The sequence below is a fragment of the Orenia sp. genome, from assembly GCF_055140805.1.
Window position 1 is genome coordinate 1 of sequence record NZ_JBSQYM010000060.1, and the last position, 16,715, is coordinate 16,715.

Annotated in this window: 14 protein-coding genes and 1 tRNA gene; 6 read left to right on the top strand and 9 right to left on the bottom strand. The window is 33.7% G+C overall.

The features are described 5' to 3' along the window. Window positions 1-536: 536 nt before the first annotated feature. Together ACTCDL_RS07715 and ACTCDL_RS07720 are read left to right on the top strand one after the other, a co-directional pair. Entirely contained in the window at window positions 537-1,733 is a 1,197-nt protein-coding gene (locus ACTCDL_RS07715; RefSeq protein ID WP_463175579.1) for an S-layer homology domain-containing protein, read from the top strand. A 191-nt stretch (window positions 1,734-1,924) separates the two neighbouring features. Continuing rightward, a tRNA-Leu gene (locus ACTCDL_RS07720) sits at window positions 1,925-2,012 on the top strand. A gap of 162 nt (window positions 2,013-2,174) precedes the next feature. Here ACTCDL_RS07720 and ahpF read toward each other — a convergent pair. Continuing rightward, window positions 2,175-3,707 carry an alkyl hydroperoxide reductase subunit F gene (ahpF, locus tag ACTCDL_RS07725; protein WP_463175580.1) on the bottom strand — a complete coding sequence of 511 codons (1,533 nt, stop codon included), beginning with the start codon at window positions 3,705-3,707 and terminating at the stop codon, window positions 2,175-2,177. Window positions 3,708-3,719: 12 nt separating this feature from the next. Next, a complete protein-coding gene (gene ahpC, locus ACTCDL_RS07730; protein WP_097017596.1) occupies window positions 3,720-4,283 on the bottom strand; it encodes an alkyl hydroperoxide reductase subunit C in 564 nt (187 codons plus the stop codon). A gap of 527 nt (window positions 4,284-4,810) precedes the next feature. Here ahpC and ACTCDL_RS07735 point away from each other — a divergent pair. Continuing rightward, window positions 4,811-5,284, top strand: a complete 474-nt coding sequence (locus tag ACTCDL_RS07735) for a CBO0543 family protein (RefSeq protein ID WP_463175581.1) — start codon at window positions 4,811-4,813, stop codon at window positions 5,282-5,284. Between the two features lie 179 nt (window positions 5,285-5,463). Further along, complete coding sequence (locus ACTCDL_RS07740; protein WP_463175582.1) at window positions 5,464-6,426, top strand: D-2-hydroxyacid dehydrogenase; 963 nt, start codon at window positions 5,464-5,466, stop codon at window positions 6,424-6,426. 59 nt (window positions 6,427-6,485) lie between these two features. On the opposite strand, the gene ACTCDL_RS07745 is transcribed toward ACTCDL_RS07740, so the two are convergent. Beyond that, window positions 6,486-7,625 (bottom strand): pyridoxal-phosphate-dependent aminotransferase family protein, encoded by a 1,140-nt coding sequence (locus tag ACTCDL_RS07745; protein ID WP_463175583.1) that lies wholly within the window; start codon window positions 7,623-7,625, stop codon window positions 6,486-6,488. A gap of 417 nt (window positions 7,626-8,042) precedes the next feature. Between ACTCDL_RS07745 and ACTCDL_RS07750 the strand changes: the two genes are divergently transcribed. Next, a complete protein-coding gene (locus tag ACTCDL_RS07750) occupies window positions 8,043-8,834 on the top strand; it encodes an HD domain-containing protein (RefSeq protein WP_463175584.1) in 792 nt (263 codons plus the stop codon). 6 nt (window positions 8,835-8,840) lie between these two features. On the opposite strand, the gene ACTCDL_RS07755 is transcribed toward ACTCDL_RS07750, so the two are convergent. The 5 genes from ACTCDL_RS07755 to ACTCDL_RS07775 all read right to left on the bottom strand — a co-directional run bounded on the left by ACTCDL_RS07755 (window position 8,841) and on the right by ACTCDL_RS07775 (window position 13,823). Then, the gene (locus ACTCDL_RS07755) at window positions 8,841-9,212 is read right to left on the bottom strand and encodes a YkvA family protein (RefSeq protein ID WP_463175585.1); all 372 of its coding nucleotides are present in this window, start codon (window positions 9,210-9,212) and stop codon (window positions 8,841-8,843) included. A 209-nt stretch (window positions 9,213-9,421) separates the two neighbouring features. After that, window positions 9,422-10,177: a PHP domain-containing protein gene (locus ACTCDL_RS07760; RefSeq protein ID WP_463175586.1), complete on the bottom strand. Its 756-nt coding sequence runs from the start codon at window positions 10,175-10,177 to the stop codon at window positions 9,422-9,424. Window positions 10,178-10,193: 16 nt separating this feature from the next. After that, entirely contained in the window at window positions 10,194-11,018 is an 825-nt protein-coding gene (locus ACTCDL_RS07765) for an energy-coupling factor transporter transmembrane component T family protein (protein ID WP_463175588.1), read from the bottom strand. Next, window positions 11,005-12,711: an ABC transporter ATP-binding protein gene (locus ACTCDL_RS07770; RefSeq protein WP_463175590.1), complete on the bottom strand. Its 1,707-nt coding sequence runs from the start codon at window positions 12,709-12,711 to the stop codon at window positions 11,005-11,007. Before ACTCDL_RS07770 ends, ACTCDL_RS07765 begins: the two co-directional genes overlap by 14 nt. Window positions 12,712-12,941: 230 nt before the next feature. Beyond that, window positions 12,942-13,823 carry a cell division protein FtsQ gene (locus ACTCDL_RS07775; RefSeq protein ID WP_463175591.1) on the bottom strand — a complete coding sequence of 294 codons (882 nt, stop codon included), beginning with the start codon at window positions 13,821-13,823 and terminating at the stop codon, window positions 12,942-12,944. A gap of 318 nt (window positions 13,824-14,141) precedes the next feature. On the opposite strand from ACTCDL_RS07775, the gene ACTCDL_RS07780 reads away from it, so the two are divergent. Further along, on the top strand, window positions 14,142-14,981 hold the full coding sequence (locus tag ACTCDL_RS07780; protein WP_463175592.1) for a MurR/RpiR family transcriptional regulator: 840 nt from the start codon (window positions 14,142-14,144) through the stop codon (window positions 14,979-14,981). Window positions 14,982-15,039: 58 nt separating this feature from the next. Here the strand turns inward: ACTCDL_RS07780 and ACTCDL_RS07785 are convergent, their stop codons facing one another. Then, a complete protein-coding gene (locus ACTCDL_RS07785; RefSeq protein ID WP_463175594.1) occupies window positions 15,040-16,557 on the bottom strand; it encodes a long-chain-fatty-acid--CoA ligase in 1,518 nt (505 codons plus the stop codon). Window positions 16,558-16,715: the final 158 nt, after the last annotated feature.

A 16,715-nucleotide genomic window follows, 5' to 3' on the forward strand; every position in this document is an offset into this window, starting at 1 on the left:
AAAAAAGCATATTTTAAAATCTAATAAACCAAGAGTATGTTATTGTAATTTCATGGAACGAAATGGTTGTAAAATATTGGTTTCTGCAGTTTAATCATAAATATACTGGGAAACTTTTTACTTAATAATATATATTAGCAGTTAGGGTCTTTAAATGAAGAAAATTAATGTTTGAACGAAGCAAAAATTGAACTATAAATTTAGAGTTAAATAAAATCTTAACTAAAGAATCTATTGATTGATAATAACTAGTATTTTGGTTGCGTAGTGAGTTTAATTTTCTTCTTGATTTTTTGGTTACTTTTTCATCAAGGAAAAACGTAACCCGCCCTTAGGCGGAACCTAAGATTTTGACTACTTTTAAAAAGTAAATGTATCTCAACTATATCTAATCCAAAATTATTAAATCTATTTATTATTTTTAATAACCATATTAAGTTTTCCATAAATTACAAAGAGGATTCTATGGATATTTTCGTAAATATATGTTAATATTTTGATATACAATCAAACAAAACATGAAAGGAGTGCTTACGATGAATAAAAGAATCGTAACAAGTATTTTAGTTCTAACTGTATTAATGACATTAGCAGTCCCAGCTATGGCTTATCGACCACAAGACGTTTCACAAAATCACTGGGCCTTAGAATATATCAGTCCTCTATTAGATAGAGGTGTTATGCATGTATATGATGATGGAAACTTCAAACCTAATCAAGCAATTACTAGAGGTGAATTTGCTTACTCTCTAGCTAAGGCTCTAAATTTGAACACAACTCTGGATACAGATCTGACTGACATTAGCAATCACTCTGCAAAGGGTTATATCTCAGCATTGGTTGAAAAAGGAATTATTACAGGATATCCTGATAAGACCTTTAGACCATATAATCCAATTACTAGAGCAGAGATTATTACTATGTTAGCTCGTAGCTTAGAGTTAAATAATGACCAGAATGCTATTGAGTTTGATAGTAATTTCTACTTTGATGTAGAAAATAATCACTGGGCAAGTAATTTCATTGCACTTGCTACTAGATTAAACATCATTAATGGTTACCCAGATGGTAACTTCAAACCAAATAATAATGTTACTAGAGCAGAAAGTGCCAAGTTAATTGCTAATTTAGGTAACTTAGAGGTAGTTAAAGGACAGATTATTGAAACTTATCCTATCTCTAGACAGGTTAAAATCAAAGCTGGTAATCAAATTAGAAACTTAAGCTTAGGATCAACTCCTTTAATCGGTAGAAACAATCAGATAGTTAACTTAGAGAAGATGCTTGTCTCTGATGAAGCTTTTGTTATCTTAGATAAGTATAAAAATGTAAGCTATCTAAAAGCTTATGGATTGATTACCAAAGATGATGTCGCTACTAAGGTAAGTGGCTTAACAGGTAATATCCTAAGTGGTGAAGAGTTGCTTTCAATCGCTGAAGGTGACTGGGAGGCTGTTACTCCTAGATTAAAGCAAGAGGTTACTATGACCTTATTAGAGCAAGGATTAACTATTGGAGAGGTACAAGCTATCTTTACTCAAGATTGGGATGGTCTTGAAGAATCAGCTCAAGCTAGATTAGTAGAAGCTATTTCTATCAATACTAACCTTCCAATAGAATTAATCGAAGCAGCTTATAATAAAGATTGGGAGAAAGCCAAAGAGATTGGTAAAAACACTGCACTTACAGCTGGGTTAAAGGCAATTATGAGTAATAGCAGTTTGTTATCTTAATAGATAACTAATTACTGATAACAGATAATTTGGTGGTTAGAGTTTAGGTAGTTGGAAGTTTAACGAACCCACCTATCCATCTAACCACCCAACTCCTAATTCCAATAAACTTTATTAAAAAATCCTTGCATTAAATTAATTAGTATGTTATTATATTAATTGTCGTTAAGGAAATTAACAATTTAATTTGTGCCGAAGTGGCGGAATTGGCAGACGCGTTGGATTCAAAATCCAATGGTCCTAGTGGCCTTGTGGGTTCGAGTCCCACCTTCGGTACCACTTAATTTAATAACTCAAACATGAGAACTCTGAATCCCTTGTAACCTCTAGAATTTCAGAGGTTTTTTTATTTTTTGATGTTTTAAGCAAAAAATAAGAGAGATATAAAAAGTCGCTTACACCTATAATGGTAGTAAGCGACTTTTTATATACTAAGATATTCTATTCACTTCTGATTAAATAGTCAAAGGCACCTAGGGCTGCAGTAGCACCTGACCCCATAGAAATAACGATTTGTTTATAAGGACTATGAGTACAATCTCCAGCCGCAAATACCCCAGCTAAGCTTGTAGACCCATGTCCATCAACAACAATCTCACCAAAACGATTACGTTCTACTGTATCTTTTAACCAATCGGTATTGGGGATAAGACCAATCTGAACAAACACACCGGCTAACTCAAGGTGATGGCTTTCTTCTGTCTCACGATCAGTATATATAATACCCTCTACCTTATTGGCACCTGTAATCTCTTTACTTTCTACATTTTTGAGGACAGTGACATTATCAAGGCTGTAAAGACGCTTTTGTAGTACTTCATCGGCTTTTAACTCTGGCATAAACTCAAGGACTGTTACATGGTTGACAATACCTGCTAAGTCGATTGCTGCCTCCACACCAGAATTACCTCCACCAATGACAGCTACATTCTTTCCTTGGAACATCGGTCCGTCACAATGGGGACAGTAAGCCACACCTTTGTTCTTAAACTTATCTTCCCCAGCTATACCTAGCTTACGCCACCGAGCTCCAGTTGAAATGATTGCAGTCTTACCTTTGAGAATAGCACCATTTTCAAGTTCAACCTCAATGAACTCATTCTTTTGCAGTTCCTTGGCACGTTGTGATTTCATTACATCAATATCGTAATCTCTTACATGCTCTTCAAGACTTGCTACCAACTTAGGGCCTTCGGTATGTTTTACACTGATAAAATTCTCAATACCCAAGGTATCCATGACCTGACCGCCAAAACGCTCAGCAACAATACCTGTGCGAATACCTTTACGGGCTGCATAAATGGCTGCACTTACACCGGCAGGACCACCACCAATAATCAATACATCATAAGGGTCTTTATCGCTAAACTCTGAGCCATCCATGCCACTGCCCAGCTTGTTTAGAATCTCGTCAAGAGACATCCGACCACTTTCAAAGAATTCTCCATTCAAGTAGACAGCAGGAACAGCTAAGATATCTTTAGCTTCTACCTCATCTTTGAAAGTTCCTCCATCAACCATAGTATGGGTGATCCTCGGATTAAGAATACTCATCAAGTTTAATGCCTGCACCACATCAGGACAGTTGTGACAACTTAAACTAATATATGTTTCAAAGTTATATTCACCTTTAATATTTTTAATCTGGTCAATGACCCTCTGTTCAACCTTTGGTGCTCTACCACTTACCTGTAGTAAAGCTAAGACCAATGAAGTAAATTCATGGCCTAGAGGAATGCCAGCAAAGGTAATTCCAGTATCTTCTCCAACACGATTTACACTAAAACTGGGTGTTCTTGGCATAGTGCTCTTCTCTACCTTAATCTTTGGAGAAAGGTCGGATAATTCCTCAACCAAAGCGAGCATCTCCTTGGATACCTGATCAGCTCCAACACTCACTTTAAGTAGCACATCACCTTCCAGCAATCGAAGGTATTCATTTAATTGTGCTTTTATCTCTGCATCTAACACCATTTAACCAACTCCTTAAATTTTTCCTACAAGATCAAGACTTGGTTTAAGAGTTTTACTACCTTCTTTCCATTTAGCAGGGCAAACCTCTCCTGGATTATTTCTTACATATTGAGCTGCTTTGATTTTGCTGACAAGGGCACTTGCATCCCTTCCCATATTACCTGCATTGATTTCTACTCCTTGAACCACGCCATCTGGATCAATAATAAAGGTACCACGATCAGCAAGACCATCTTCTTCAATAAGAACGTCAAAGTTTCGAGAAAGAGTATGGGATGGATCTCCAATCATTATGTACTCAATCTTTCCGATAGTTTCTGAATTATCATGCCATGCTTTATGTGTAAAGTGAGTATCTGTTGAAACAGAATATACTTCAACTCCAAGATCTTTTAAATTTTGATATTCATTCTGCAAATCCTCTAATTCTGTAGGGCATACAAAGGTAAAGTCAGCTGGATAGAATACAACTACACTCCAGTTCCCTTTAAAGTTTTCTTCTGTAACCTCTAAAAATTCACCCTTTTGATAAGCTTGTGCTTTAAATGGTAATACTTCTTTTCCTACTAATGACATATAAATCCCTCCTAATTATTATTTAAGATGCTTAAAAAGATAACAATATATTTTATTGATAATAGTTATTGTTACTAACAATTATGCCATAAGAATGATTGATTGTCAAGAAAATCATTGACATTTTTTAGTTTTCTTCTAAACAAGATAAAATATGTAGAGTTCATAAATTGAATATAATGTATAAAAGAATAAATCTTCTTAAATAGCACAATATTAATATAAATAGTCTCTTTTTATAAGGAGATTACGACACTTTGTGTCGAGTGTAAGCTATGAGTGTGAGTGTGTCACCCTCTCCTAAATCCTCTCCCTGACAGGGAGAGGACTTTAACTTCTTTTTGTTCCTCCCCTTTTAAGGAGGACATTTAAAAATTGAGATTCCATGAAGAGTTTTTGGTCTTTTAAAAACTCGTAGGGGAGGTTAGGTGGGGGATATTCCCAAAACAGTCCCAATATATCCATTAAGTTTCATTTTGAATTCAAATACCTATAATAATTAATATATAATTTAAGGAGACTAATAGATGAGCTTAGAGCTAATTATATTGATCCTATCATATATTGTTCTTATATTTTTGTTGATTAAATATGTCTCTAAGGATAAAATTCGTGAGGCACAGGTTATCTTTCTTTTTAAGCAGGTAATGACATGGTTGCTTGGATTTATAGTAGTAGAACATAAATTAATAAGTTATCCCCAGCGACTCTTTGCTTATGCAGCAAGAACTAGTTTTACTTTTGAATATTTTATTTTCCCAGCTATTTCTATTCTGTTTAATCTATACTATCCTTTTGAAAAAGGTTTGTTCAGAAAGTTATGTTATTATTTTTCATATGTCTCTACAATAACTTTGATAGAAGTTGTCTTAGAAAGATACACAGAATTAATCGAATATCATAATTGGCATTGGTATTGGACATGGTTATCTCTATGTACAACTTTTTACCTCTCTAATAAATATTATAGATGGTTTTTTAAAATCAAAAAGAGCAATTAATTGCTCTTTTTAGTAAAATAAAACCTTCTAAACCCTTATCTCTATTGAAATCTAAGAATATATTATCTTCTCTTCTTTTTATTGAATATAATATATTCTTAGATTTATATATTAAATTGATTGGAAAACATAATTAAGTTAGTCTATAATTATAATAAATAGAAGGAGGAAAAACTCAAATGGATAATAATCTTGAAATTTTGATTATGTTTGATGCAAAATTTAGTCAAAAACAATTATCTCAATTAAAAGAAATTGCTCCTCAGGCTATAATTAGCAATGTTAACTCAGATAAAGTCTCAACAGATATACTCAAAAAAGCAGAAATAATCTTTGGTTGGCCTAAAGAAGAGGATTTAAGGAAGGCAAAAAAGTTAAAATGGTTACACCTGCCTAGTGCTGGTGCAAGTAAATACATAGATCAGAGTTTATATCAGAATCAAGATATTAAATTAACTAATTCTAGTGGTGTTTATGGTCTACCCATTGCTGAACATGTATTAGGGATGATTTTGGCATTTAATAAGAACCTACCACTATATCTTAAACAGAAAGAAGAACAGAAATGGAATTCCATTAGTCCCAGAAAGGATATTTATGGCTCTACCTTTGGAATAATCGGTTTAGGTGATTTGGGAAGAGCGATTGCCAGGCGTGCTAAGGCTTTAGGTGCTAAAGTGCTAGCAGTCAAAAGAACCTTAACAAAAACACCTGCTTATATAGATAAATTATATAGTCAAGCTGATATTGAAACAGTACTACAGAGGTCAGATTATGTCATTCTAACCTTACCACTGACAGAGGCCACTGAAGGAATAATTTCAGAGAAAGAATTAAAACTAATGAAGGATGATGCCTTTTTGGTTAACGTTGGTCGGGGAGGATTAATTATACAAGATAATTTAATCAAGGCCTTAACTGAAGGATGGATAGCAGGAGCAGGCTTAGATGTTACTACACCTGAACCATTACCTGCTGATAATCCTCTATGGAGATTGGATAATGTAATCATCACACCCCACTGTTCTGGCTACTCACCCACTAATACAGAGCGATTATACGATATCTTTAGTCAGAACTTACAAAATTATATAGAAGAACAACCTTTAGATAATATCGTTAGCTTTAAAAATGGATATTAGATAAGAAGCCCTACTTGACAGTAGGGCTTCTCTAACCTTTATAATAATTTTACTAGTTTCTATGACTTCATAGCTGCGACAAATAATTTATCTAACTCTCCCTTTAACTCAACTCCTAAACTACGCAAGGTCAGATCAAGAGCTTTTAGAGTTAAATAAAGCTTCTCTTCATAACAGTTCTCACCCATATGACCAATTCGAATCACCTTATCCTGCAAAAATCCAAAGGCTCCAGTTATCATAATATTATGTTCCTTTAGCATCTGGTCGTAAATATCCTGATAGGTAATTCCTTGAGGTATCTTAATAGTAGTGACAGTATTTGAGAAGCCATCTAGAGGGTATAGCTCTAATCCTCCACTGACTAAACTCTCTCTAACAGCATTGGCTATTTTAGCGTGTTTAGCAATTGGATTATCCTCCTCTAGCCACCTCTCTACTGCTACTCTTAATCCATAGATGTCACTGATCGGTTGGGTATAAGGAAACCACTGCTTCTCATACCAATCCTTCCAAATTGCTAAATTACAATAAAAGCTAGCAATTGGTGCTTTTCTATTTAAGATTACTTTCCAAGCAGTTTGACTTATACTTAGAAAAGTCAATCCTGGAGGAGCAGATAGACACTTCTGGGAACCGCCCAAAACAATATCCATTCCCCACTTATCTGACTCTAATCGCTCACCACCGATAGCTGAAACTGAATCGACTACTGTAATAATCCCATAGTTTTTCAATAAAGGGCAGATTTGCTCTACTGGATTGCTTATTCCTGAAGGTGTCTCACAATGGACTAAAGTAGCCAGTTTAAAGTCATGATTCTCCTCTAAAAATTCTTTTAATTTCTGAGGATCAATAGCTTTACGGTAATCAGCTTTAAAATAGCTCACTTCAGCTCCATATATTTTAGCAAAGTCACCAAAGCCATTGCCAAAAATCCCATTATCGATACATAATACCTTATCTCCAGGCTCAATTAGAGAAGCACAAGCAGCTTCAAGACCTAATATCCCCTCTCCACTCAAGATAAGTACTTGATTTTCAGTATTCATCAGCTTCTGTAGCTTTGCACAGGTAGCCCGATAATACTCATAAAAATCTGGGTCTATGTCAGGATTAGTTATAGGCTTAGCCAAAGCATCCCTTACCTCTTCATCGACATAGGTTGGTCCAGGTGTCATAATTAATGGTTCTTTCACTGTTATCATCCTTTCTAAAGTATCAATTAATTTAACCTTTAACTATAAGATAATATCTAATATTAGAGAAGATCTCTCTAATTTCTATCACCATAATTATAACCATTATATCAAAAATAAACCAGACCATCTATTTTATTTATAAGAAATTAACATAAAGATTCTTTTTAACCAGAATAGTAACTCTTAATGAGTATATTGCGACACTTTCGTGTCGGGAACCAGGAATCTGGAATCAGTATAGTTTACAGGTTCCTGATAACTGATTCCAGATTCCTAAAAGTGTCGTAATATCTCTAAGCTGCATCACTTCCTCTCTCTCACAAGAAAGTTAATATTTCTCTATCTCCCCTTGCCTAAGCACAAGCTAAGCTATACAATTAAAGAGAGCTAATAATATAAGAGGAGGAATCCATAATGAATGAAGAGATATTTTTAACTTTAAAAAGATGGTTTAATAAATATGTAAGTACTTACTCCTTCCCAAATCCTACTGACCAAAGAAATATCGATTTAAAATTTGAGCATACCTATAAAGTTGTTGAATTAATAACTAATATAGGAGAAGAGATACTATCAACAGAAGAACTATATCTTGCTAAAATAACAGCACTATTCCATGACTTAGGAAGATTTGAACAATATAAGCGCTATAAGACCTTTTCAGATGCTAAATCAGAGGATCATGCCAAACTAGCAGTTAAAATCATCTTAGAGAATGATCTATTAGCAGAAATTTCTCAAGAATCTTCTCAGCTAATTTTAAAGGCTATATCTTATCATAATAAGATGAATTTACCTGAAGATGAGACTGACAAGGTATTACTTTATAGCAAATTAATTCGTGATGCCGATAAATTAGATATCTGGAGAGTTGTAATTGATGATTATAAACAAAAAGATAATAATAAAGTTGTGGGCTTAGGCTTAACTTCTAAAGGTAATATTTCTGACTCTATCTGCCAACAGATAATAGCAGAAAAGCCTGTTGATTATAAAGATTTAAAAACATTAAATGATTTAAAATTAACACAAATGGGCTGGGTTTATGACATAAACTTTCAAAAGAGTCTCGAAATCATTGAAAAAAGAGAATATATAGATAAGCTGTTTATAACCTTGCCCCCCTCAGCCAAAGCCAGACAAGTCTATGAGCAAATTAAATCATATATCAATCATAAATTGTCATCATCAAACCATAAACCCTAACTTAACTCACCTTAACATCATAAAGATAACCAATAAAATTACAAGTGTCCATGCTATGATAACCAATAATCCGCCAAATCTACTGAACCGATTATCCATACTTATTTCTGCATCTTTTTTAAACTCTTGATAGAGGTTATCAGGAATTAATTTTATAGCTAAAATAATTCCAATAGGCAATAATAAAAAATCATCTAAATAGCCTAAAATAGGAATGAAATCTGGGATTAAATCAATAGGACTTAAGGCATAACCTAATATCAGAAGAATAAATAACTTTAAATACCAAAAGACCCTTGGATCTTTGTATGCATAATAGAGAATATATAACTCTGCTTTTAAATCCTTCACCTTCTGCTGCCAATTAAAGTTTCTCAATCTCTTACCCTCCCTAAACCAATACCTACATCCAATTCTAGAATTAAATCGAGATATGATGCTATATCGAGATAAGGCGACACTTTCAGGAATCTGGAATCAGGAGTCAGGAATCAGTTATAAACACTGGTTCCAGATTCCTGATTCCTGACACGAAAGTGTCGCACTATATCCATTAAGTTTTACTTTAAAAATAACTTATTTCCAAACTAAACTGCTTTTGACTCCTTGATCTCTTTTAAACGCTTGGCTACCTTTTTAGCAACTTGACCAGCAGCAGCTTTTAATTTAGCCCCTCTGGTGATAACTGTCTCAAACTCTCTATTCTTAATTGCTTCTTTAATTCCAGCAATCGTATTATGATCATTATAGAAATTGTTTTTGACTGTTCCCATGTGCAAGACATGATGGGTATCACTACCTGCTATCAGAGGAACTCCAATTGTCTCAGATAAGTCAGCAACCTTAAACCTTAGATTCAAACACTTACCATTTAAGCCCAATCCATCTAACCCCTTTAATAAATTAGGATTCATATTCATCAAATACTTACTCTTCTTAGCAGGATGTGCACCAATCTTAATCAGATTACGCTTTTCAGCTTCAGTTACTAGATACTCTAAGGTTGGAAAATCATTCTCTGTTATCACTTTAGGAAATAGTCCTCTTAAATCTAATAGGTCCTCTTTTCTACCTACTATTATAATATGACCATTCTCCTTAATATCAACCTCCATCCCACAAAAGACCTTAAAACCATCAACATCATAATAATCATCTTTGTACTCATAATTTCTATCTAAAGTCTTATAAATCTCATAGAAATTGACTGTATGAAAGTGTTCCGTTAAAGCAATTGCATCCAAACCATTCTTTTTAGCAGTCTCGATTATACTCTTAAATCGCTCCAATTCAAACTCAAACTTCTTAGATAACTTAGTATGACAATGAAAATCCATATACATCTTCTACTCCACCTCTCTATAAAGGATAAATTTTACCAATTGTAATAATTATTGCAACTATGCAGATAGATGATGCTAAAAATAATATATCCTGCTTACCTACCTTCATATATGACAGCTTAAGCTTCTTAACCTCTTCATTATCCAAAGAATAAGTAAAGCCTTTTAACTCCAAAGCCTCTACAGTGGTGCGAATCCGTTTAGCTGTATTTAATATCATTGGATAAAAGCCAAGAATTATTATCTTAAGATAATAATAGATAGAACGCCAACCTAAAAAACCTTTCTGCTCTGGCATCTTACCTCTTAATCTAAAGGAATTAAAGATATTATTATACTCTTCAAATAATAGTGGTAAAATCCTGTAACCATAGGAGACTCCAAAACAGTATCTTCCTGAAAGTCCAAAACTCAATAATGCATCACTAAATTTCTCAGGGTCCATACTAGTAAATATGGAAATACTGGCTAAAGCAATAATAACTAGTTTCGTACTTAGCAAAATTAAGGGTCCTATACTCTCTACTCCCCCACCAAAAAAGTAGGATACAATAAAGATTGAACTAAACTCTGCAATCAGACTAAATGATAATAATGCCACTATTAACTTACTAACTTTAGACATACTAGCCATCACAATCATAAATAATAACAAGCCAATTATAATTGTCTTATTAAAGAAAAGCCAAGGAAGTATAGCAAAAATCAGATACCATACAATCAATATTCTAGAATCTAATTTAGACAAAAATGTATCATCAGTTCCATAGGCTGTCTTCATCAATTCCATTTTAATAGTTTCAACCGATATCTTAGCTATTAAATCGCTAAATAGCTTCAACCTCTTCACCTCCCAATCTATTGACAAATTCCTCTACACTTAAAGCAATCGGGGTCATCTTTAACCTTCTACTTAATTCCAAAATTTGAGGAGGTTTGATATGGGTCTTACTTAAAAGCTCTCCATCTTCAAAGACACCATACTGATCTGTATCTTTGAGTATCTCCCCTTCATTAAGCACTATTATCCTATCTGCCCAATCTGAGACCAACTGCATATCATGGGTAGCTACAATTACAGTCTTAACCCATTCTTCCAACTTCTCAATCATATTTAGCATCTCTTTACGGCTGACTATATCTAAACTTGCTGTCGGTTCATCTAATAAGATCACCGATGGCTTCATGGCAGTTCCAATAGCAAGTGAGGCTCTTCTTTGTTGACCACCACTTAATAGACGACCATCTCTATCCTGTAATTCTTCAAGCCCCAAAGTCTCTATAATCTGATCTACAAACTCATCAAGATTCTCTTCATTTCTGGACTTAAGATAATACTCTATATCTTGGCGGATATTATCACTGATGAACATCTCTTCAGGATTCTGATAAATATAAGTAACCTCTTCTGCCAAATCTTCAGAGGATATCTGCCTGGTATTATTACCACAGACTATTGCGTCTCCTTGGCTGGGCTTAATTAGACCTGTTATCATCTTAAGTAAGGTCGATTTTCCAGCACCATTATTACCAATTAGTGCAACTCTATCGCCCTCATAAAAGGATATATTCAAATTATTCAAAGCTACCCTCTTATCTTTACTTAATGTTCTATAACTATGCTTAACATTATTAAAGGTAATCACAGGCTCTATATCTATCTTCTTGGTAAATCTATGCCTTCTTGCAGTTGTAAATGATGGTTTAGAGATATCAGAGAAATAATCCAATCCCTCATCTAAGTTAATCGGATAGGTGTCATTACTTACCGATAGTTCATAAGCAGCTTGAGTTACCTGAGGAGGAAAGATATTCTTCTCTCTTAATTCGTCTATTCTAGATAGTGCCTGCTTAACAGGCTTATGCCATGCTACATAGCCTCTCCCCATCATCACTACACTCTTACAATAATCACCAATAAATTCAGTATGGTGTTCAATTACAATTATTGTTTTTCCATGCTCTTCATTCAAATACTTTAGCTTTTCATAAATCTCTATTGCATTTGCAGGATCAAGCTGGGCTACAGGCTCATCTATAATAATGATATCTGGGTCTAGTGCCAGCACCCCTGCCAAAGCGACTAAATGCTTCTGCCCTCCACTTAACTCCCAGATAAACTTATGCTTAATCGGCTCCAATCCTAACAATTCAATTGCAGCTTGCCCTCTCTTCTTATAATCCTTAAATCCAAAGTTCAAAGGGGCAAAAGTAACCTCATCATAAACAGTTGGTCTTACTAACTGCTCCTCAAAGTTCTGATAAACATACCCTACCCTTTGAGCCAATTTAGAGACTGAAGTTTGAGTCGTATCATCACTTCCAACAATAACTCTACCCTCAAAATCACCTACATGATAATGGGGAATTAGTCCATTAAAGGTCTTACACAAGGTCGTCTTACCAGAACCATTACTACCTATAATCGCTACAAAATCACCTTCATTAATCTTGAGATTAACATTCTCCAAAACCCTCTCATCAGCACCAGGATATTGAAATGTTAAATCTTCAACCCTTAATATTTCCTTCACTTTTTTACTCTCCTCTACTTACTGTATTTAAATAATTAACTTACATTAATTATGCATCAGAATATAAAGTTAAATTTAGATATTAATCTATAATATTACGAAACTTTCGTGTCAGGAATCGGGAATCTGGAATCAGTCTGTTTTACTGATAACTGGTTCCTGACTCCCAATTCCCAAAAGTATCACAATATACCTATTAAATTCCTTTAAAATCAAATAATCAAAAATTACTAAACTGCCACTTTCTCCATCTCTTTCTTATCCTTTTTATCTACCTTATTCATCATAAAGATTAAAACACCAGCAAAGATAACACCTGCTGCCAAGACACCAATCCAGATAAAGCCTAAACCATACTTATCTAAGAAATCTGGTTCCCACACACCAAAATTAATATCCATCTCAGACATAAACTCTGATATAGCAGCAATAAAAGCAAATAATACTGAAGTAACAATTAATTTGGGAGTAACTATATCAACCATAGAACTGTTTTTCAGCTTTTGACGGGGTTTGATGCCTAATAATGGTTCAATCTTCCCATGCAATCTAGGTACTAAGTATAAAGTCGGCAATAGACCAAATATAACACCTGTAATCACCATCTCATTTACAAAGCTTATCCCTTCTAACAACAGAATACTTTTGGGGAGACCTGGAACAGCCTCTAAATTCTCAATCCCAATCCAGACCTTAGAGATATCTACTACTGAACTAAGCATCTGATCGATTCCTACACCTACCAGTACTGCAATTGCAATCTGCTTACGATTTTTAGGATCTTTTACCAACAGACCTGCTACATATAGACCTATCGCCAACTCTATAAATCCTTCCAACTCACCTAATCCACCAAAATCACCCATCAATAAATCTGCAAAAATAACCTCACCAAAACAAGCACCCAAAGCAGCATACAATGGCTCAAAAAGTATACATAATGTTAATGGGATAAAAGCAAAATAAGAAACAGAAAACTCAATAGGTCCTACTGCAAATTCTGGAACTATCTCTGTAATTAAATCTGCCATCCCAAATAAAGCCATTGACAAGATAAATACCATCGTTTTTTGTGACTGAGTCAACGTTAACTTTTTAGAGTTATTATTCATAACTATTCATCTCCTTCTTAATTTTAAATATTTTATAAATTTTATAATCTACACAAATAAGCCTCTTAACCAGATTATCTACCTTCAAATAACAATAATTATTAATAACTTCCTTTGCTATTTCCCCCTTTTATAAGAATAACCTTACTATCAATTTCTATTATAAAAGCTCAATGTTAAAAAAGTATAAACTATATGTTAATAAAATGTAAAACTTTTTTAAAAATATTTTTTATGTAAAAAAATTTACATTTTTAATTATATGTACTATAATAATAATATCTTTAGTACAGACTTATTTGAAAAGGAGAGATATTTATGAAGATTTCTACAATAGATATCAATGTAGAAGATTTATCTAAAAGCGAAAAGAAAGTTGCTGATTTTTTCTGTAAGAATATCAGAGTTATTCCTTATATGACCCTAAATGAGCTATCACAGGAGATAAAAGTTAGCATAGCTACAATCTCCAGATTCTGTATAGCTATTGGTTTTTCAGGATTTAAAGAGTTTAAAGATCACTTAAAGAATAACTTTGAGATAAGCCCTGCTAATAAGATGGAATCTATCTTAAATGAGGTGCATGACAGGGAAATTCCTACAGAAATAATCAATAGATCTATTGATTATCTTAATAACACAGCTAATCACTTATCTATAGAGGAGTTTAATAAAGCAATTACTACTATTCTCACAGCAGAGAATATCTACCTCTTTGCCCCAGGACCAGCAGAAAGTGTGGCAGATTTACTCTCTTTTCGCTTGAATAGATTTGGATTAAACACAGAGAAGATGGCAAAGAGTGGAAAGGAAATTCTTGAAAGCCTCATCAATATAAATCAAGCTGATATAGTAATTATCTTCGGCTTCTTTAAAGTCTTACCTGAAACCCAAGTAATTTTGGATTATGCAGAGAAGATTGGTTTTAGAATAATCTTAATAACCGATTTAATCATATCTGAAATGGTTGATAAAAGTGATATTGTACTATATGTAGAACGAGGAGAGGTCTGGGAATTTCATTCAATGGTTGCTCCTATAGCCTTGGTTGAATCTTTGGTAGTAGCAATTGCCATGGATAATGAACAAAAATCTTTAGAAAAACTCAATTATCTACATAAGTTAAGGAAGGAATACTCCTCATATCTACCTAAATAAAATTATATAAATAAGGGCTAAATGCAATAATTGCATTTAGCCCTTATTTAAACTATAACTAATTATAAACTAATTCTTCCCTCTTTCTTAATTTCTTCTTATCTATTTTTCCAGTTGCATTTTTGGGCAATTCTTCTATAAACTCAATCTTTTTTGGCACCTTATAGTTAGCAAACTGATTAATACAATAGCTTCTAAACTCACCTTTTGTAGCTTGTTGCCCATTCTTTAAAACAATAAATGCCTTAGGAACCTCCCCTCTTAATTCATCCTTCATTGCTACTACAGCAGCTTCTTTAATTTTAGGATGTTTATACAATGCTTCTTCAATCTCCCGAGGATAGACATTCATTCCTGCTACATTGATCATATCCTTCTGTCTATCGATAATATAGATATAATCCTCATCATCCATCTTTCCTAAGTCCCCAGTATGGAGCCACCCATTTTTCAAGGCCTTATCCGTAGCTTCTGGCTTCTTAAAATATCCTTTCATCACATTATCTCCTTGGACAGCAATCTCCCCAATCTCCCCTCTAGGAAGCTCTTTATCCTCTTTGTTAACAATCTTTACCCTTACTCCAGGCAGAGCTATACCTACAGAGCCTATCTTCCTAACTCCATCTATAGGATTGACATAAGCAACTGGCGAAGTCTCTGTTGGCCCATCACCTTCAACAATCTTTACATTAAACTCTTTTTCAAAATCCTCCATTGTCTTAGCTGGCATTGCAGCTCCTCCAGAAATACACATCTCTAAAGTTGATGTATCATATTCACCTCTAGTTCTAACATTTAACAGTGCCATATACATTGTAGGCACCCCTGCAAAGAAGGTAATCTGCTCCTCTTGAATAACTTTCAAAACACTTTCAGGCTGAAAATGCTTCATAATTATAATCGTTGCTCCTAAAAAAACAGGCATTAACATACAGATAGTCTCTGCAAAAGAATGGAACATAGGTAATACACATAAATATCTACCATGTTCATCCACCTGTAAATGTTCTATCGAAGCTTGGGTATCAAAGATCAGATTATGATGGGTTAACATTGCCCCCTTAGGGTCTCCTGTAGTTCCAGAGGTATATAAACAAGCTGCTATATTCTCTTTGGATAAATCCTTTACTGAAGGGGAGGACTTATCCCACTTGAAAAAATCATCTAAATTTCTAGCCCCTTCTATTTTTTCATCCTCAATAATTATTATCTCTTTAAGATACTTTAAATTGCATTCTTTAATTGTTGCTAAAAAATCTTTAGAAGTAATTAATACCTTAGCTTCTGAATTATTTAGAATATACTCTACAGCTGAGGATTTAAACATTATATTCATTGGTACCATTATTGCACCTGCTTTAATGATTCCAAAGTAAGCAATCAAGAATTCAATACTATTAGGTAAGAATATACTTACCATATCTTCTAAATCAACTCCCAAATCAATTAATCCATTTGCTAGTTGATTAGATTTTTCTTCCAACTGCTGATAACTGAGCTTTTGACCTTCACAACTAGCTACAAGCTTATTGCCTTTTTCCTTAGCTACTTTATTTAAAACTTCTCCAATTATCATAAATTATTAGCTCCTTTTTAGTAAAAGTATATTAAAAGTAATTTAGATAATAAAAAGAGATCTAAATTGCAATAATAAATTGAACTAATCTCAAACTGTAATAATATGGATGTCTAGTTATATATGATATCTCTTAACTGATCTTCAAAGGATTCATC

Coding starts and splice junctions, on each gene's coding strand:
- ACTCDL_RS07780 (WP_463175592.1), top strand. CDS start 14,142: ATGAAGATTTCTACAATAGATATCAATGTAGAAGATTTATCTAAAAGC.
- ahpC (WP_097017596.1), bottom strand. CDS start 4,283: ATGTCATTAGTAGGAAAAGAAGTATTACCATTTAAAGCACAAGCTTAT.
- ACTCDL_RS07760 (WP_463175586.1), bottom strand. CDS start 10,177: ATGTATATGGATTTTCATTGTCATACTAAGTTATCTAAGAAGTTTGAG.
- ACTCDL_RS07785 (WP_463175594.1), bottom strand. CDS start 16,557: ATGATAATTGGAGAAGTTTTAAATAAAGTAGCTAAGGAAAAAGGCAAT.
- ACTCDL_RS07775 (WP_463175591.1), bottom strand. CDS start 13,823: ATGAATAATAACTCTAAAAAGTTAACGTTGACTCAGTCACAAAAAACG.
- ACTCDL_RS07735 (WP_463175581.1), top strand. CDS start 4,811: ATGAGCTTAGAGCTAATTATATTGATCCTATCATATATTGTTCTTATA.
- ACTCDL_RS07715 (WP_463175579.1), top strand. CDS start 537: ATGAATAAAAGAATCGTAACAAGTATTTTAGTTCTAACTGTATTAATG.
- ACTCDL_RS07750 (WP_463175584.1), top strand. CDS start 8,043: ATGAATGAAGAGATATTTTTAACTTTAAAAAGATGGTTTAATAAATAT.
- ACTCDL_RS07740 (WP_463175582.1), top strand. CDS start 5,464: ATGGATAATAATCTTGAAATTTTGATTATGTTTGATGCAAAATTTAGT.
- ahpF (WP_463175580.1), bottom strand. CDS start 3,707: ATGGTGTTAGATGCAGAGATAAAAGCACAATTAAATGAATACCTTCGA.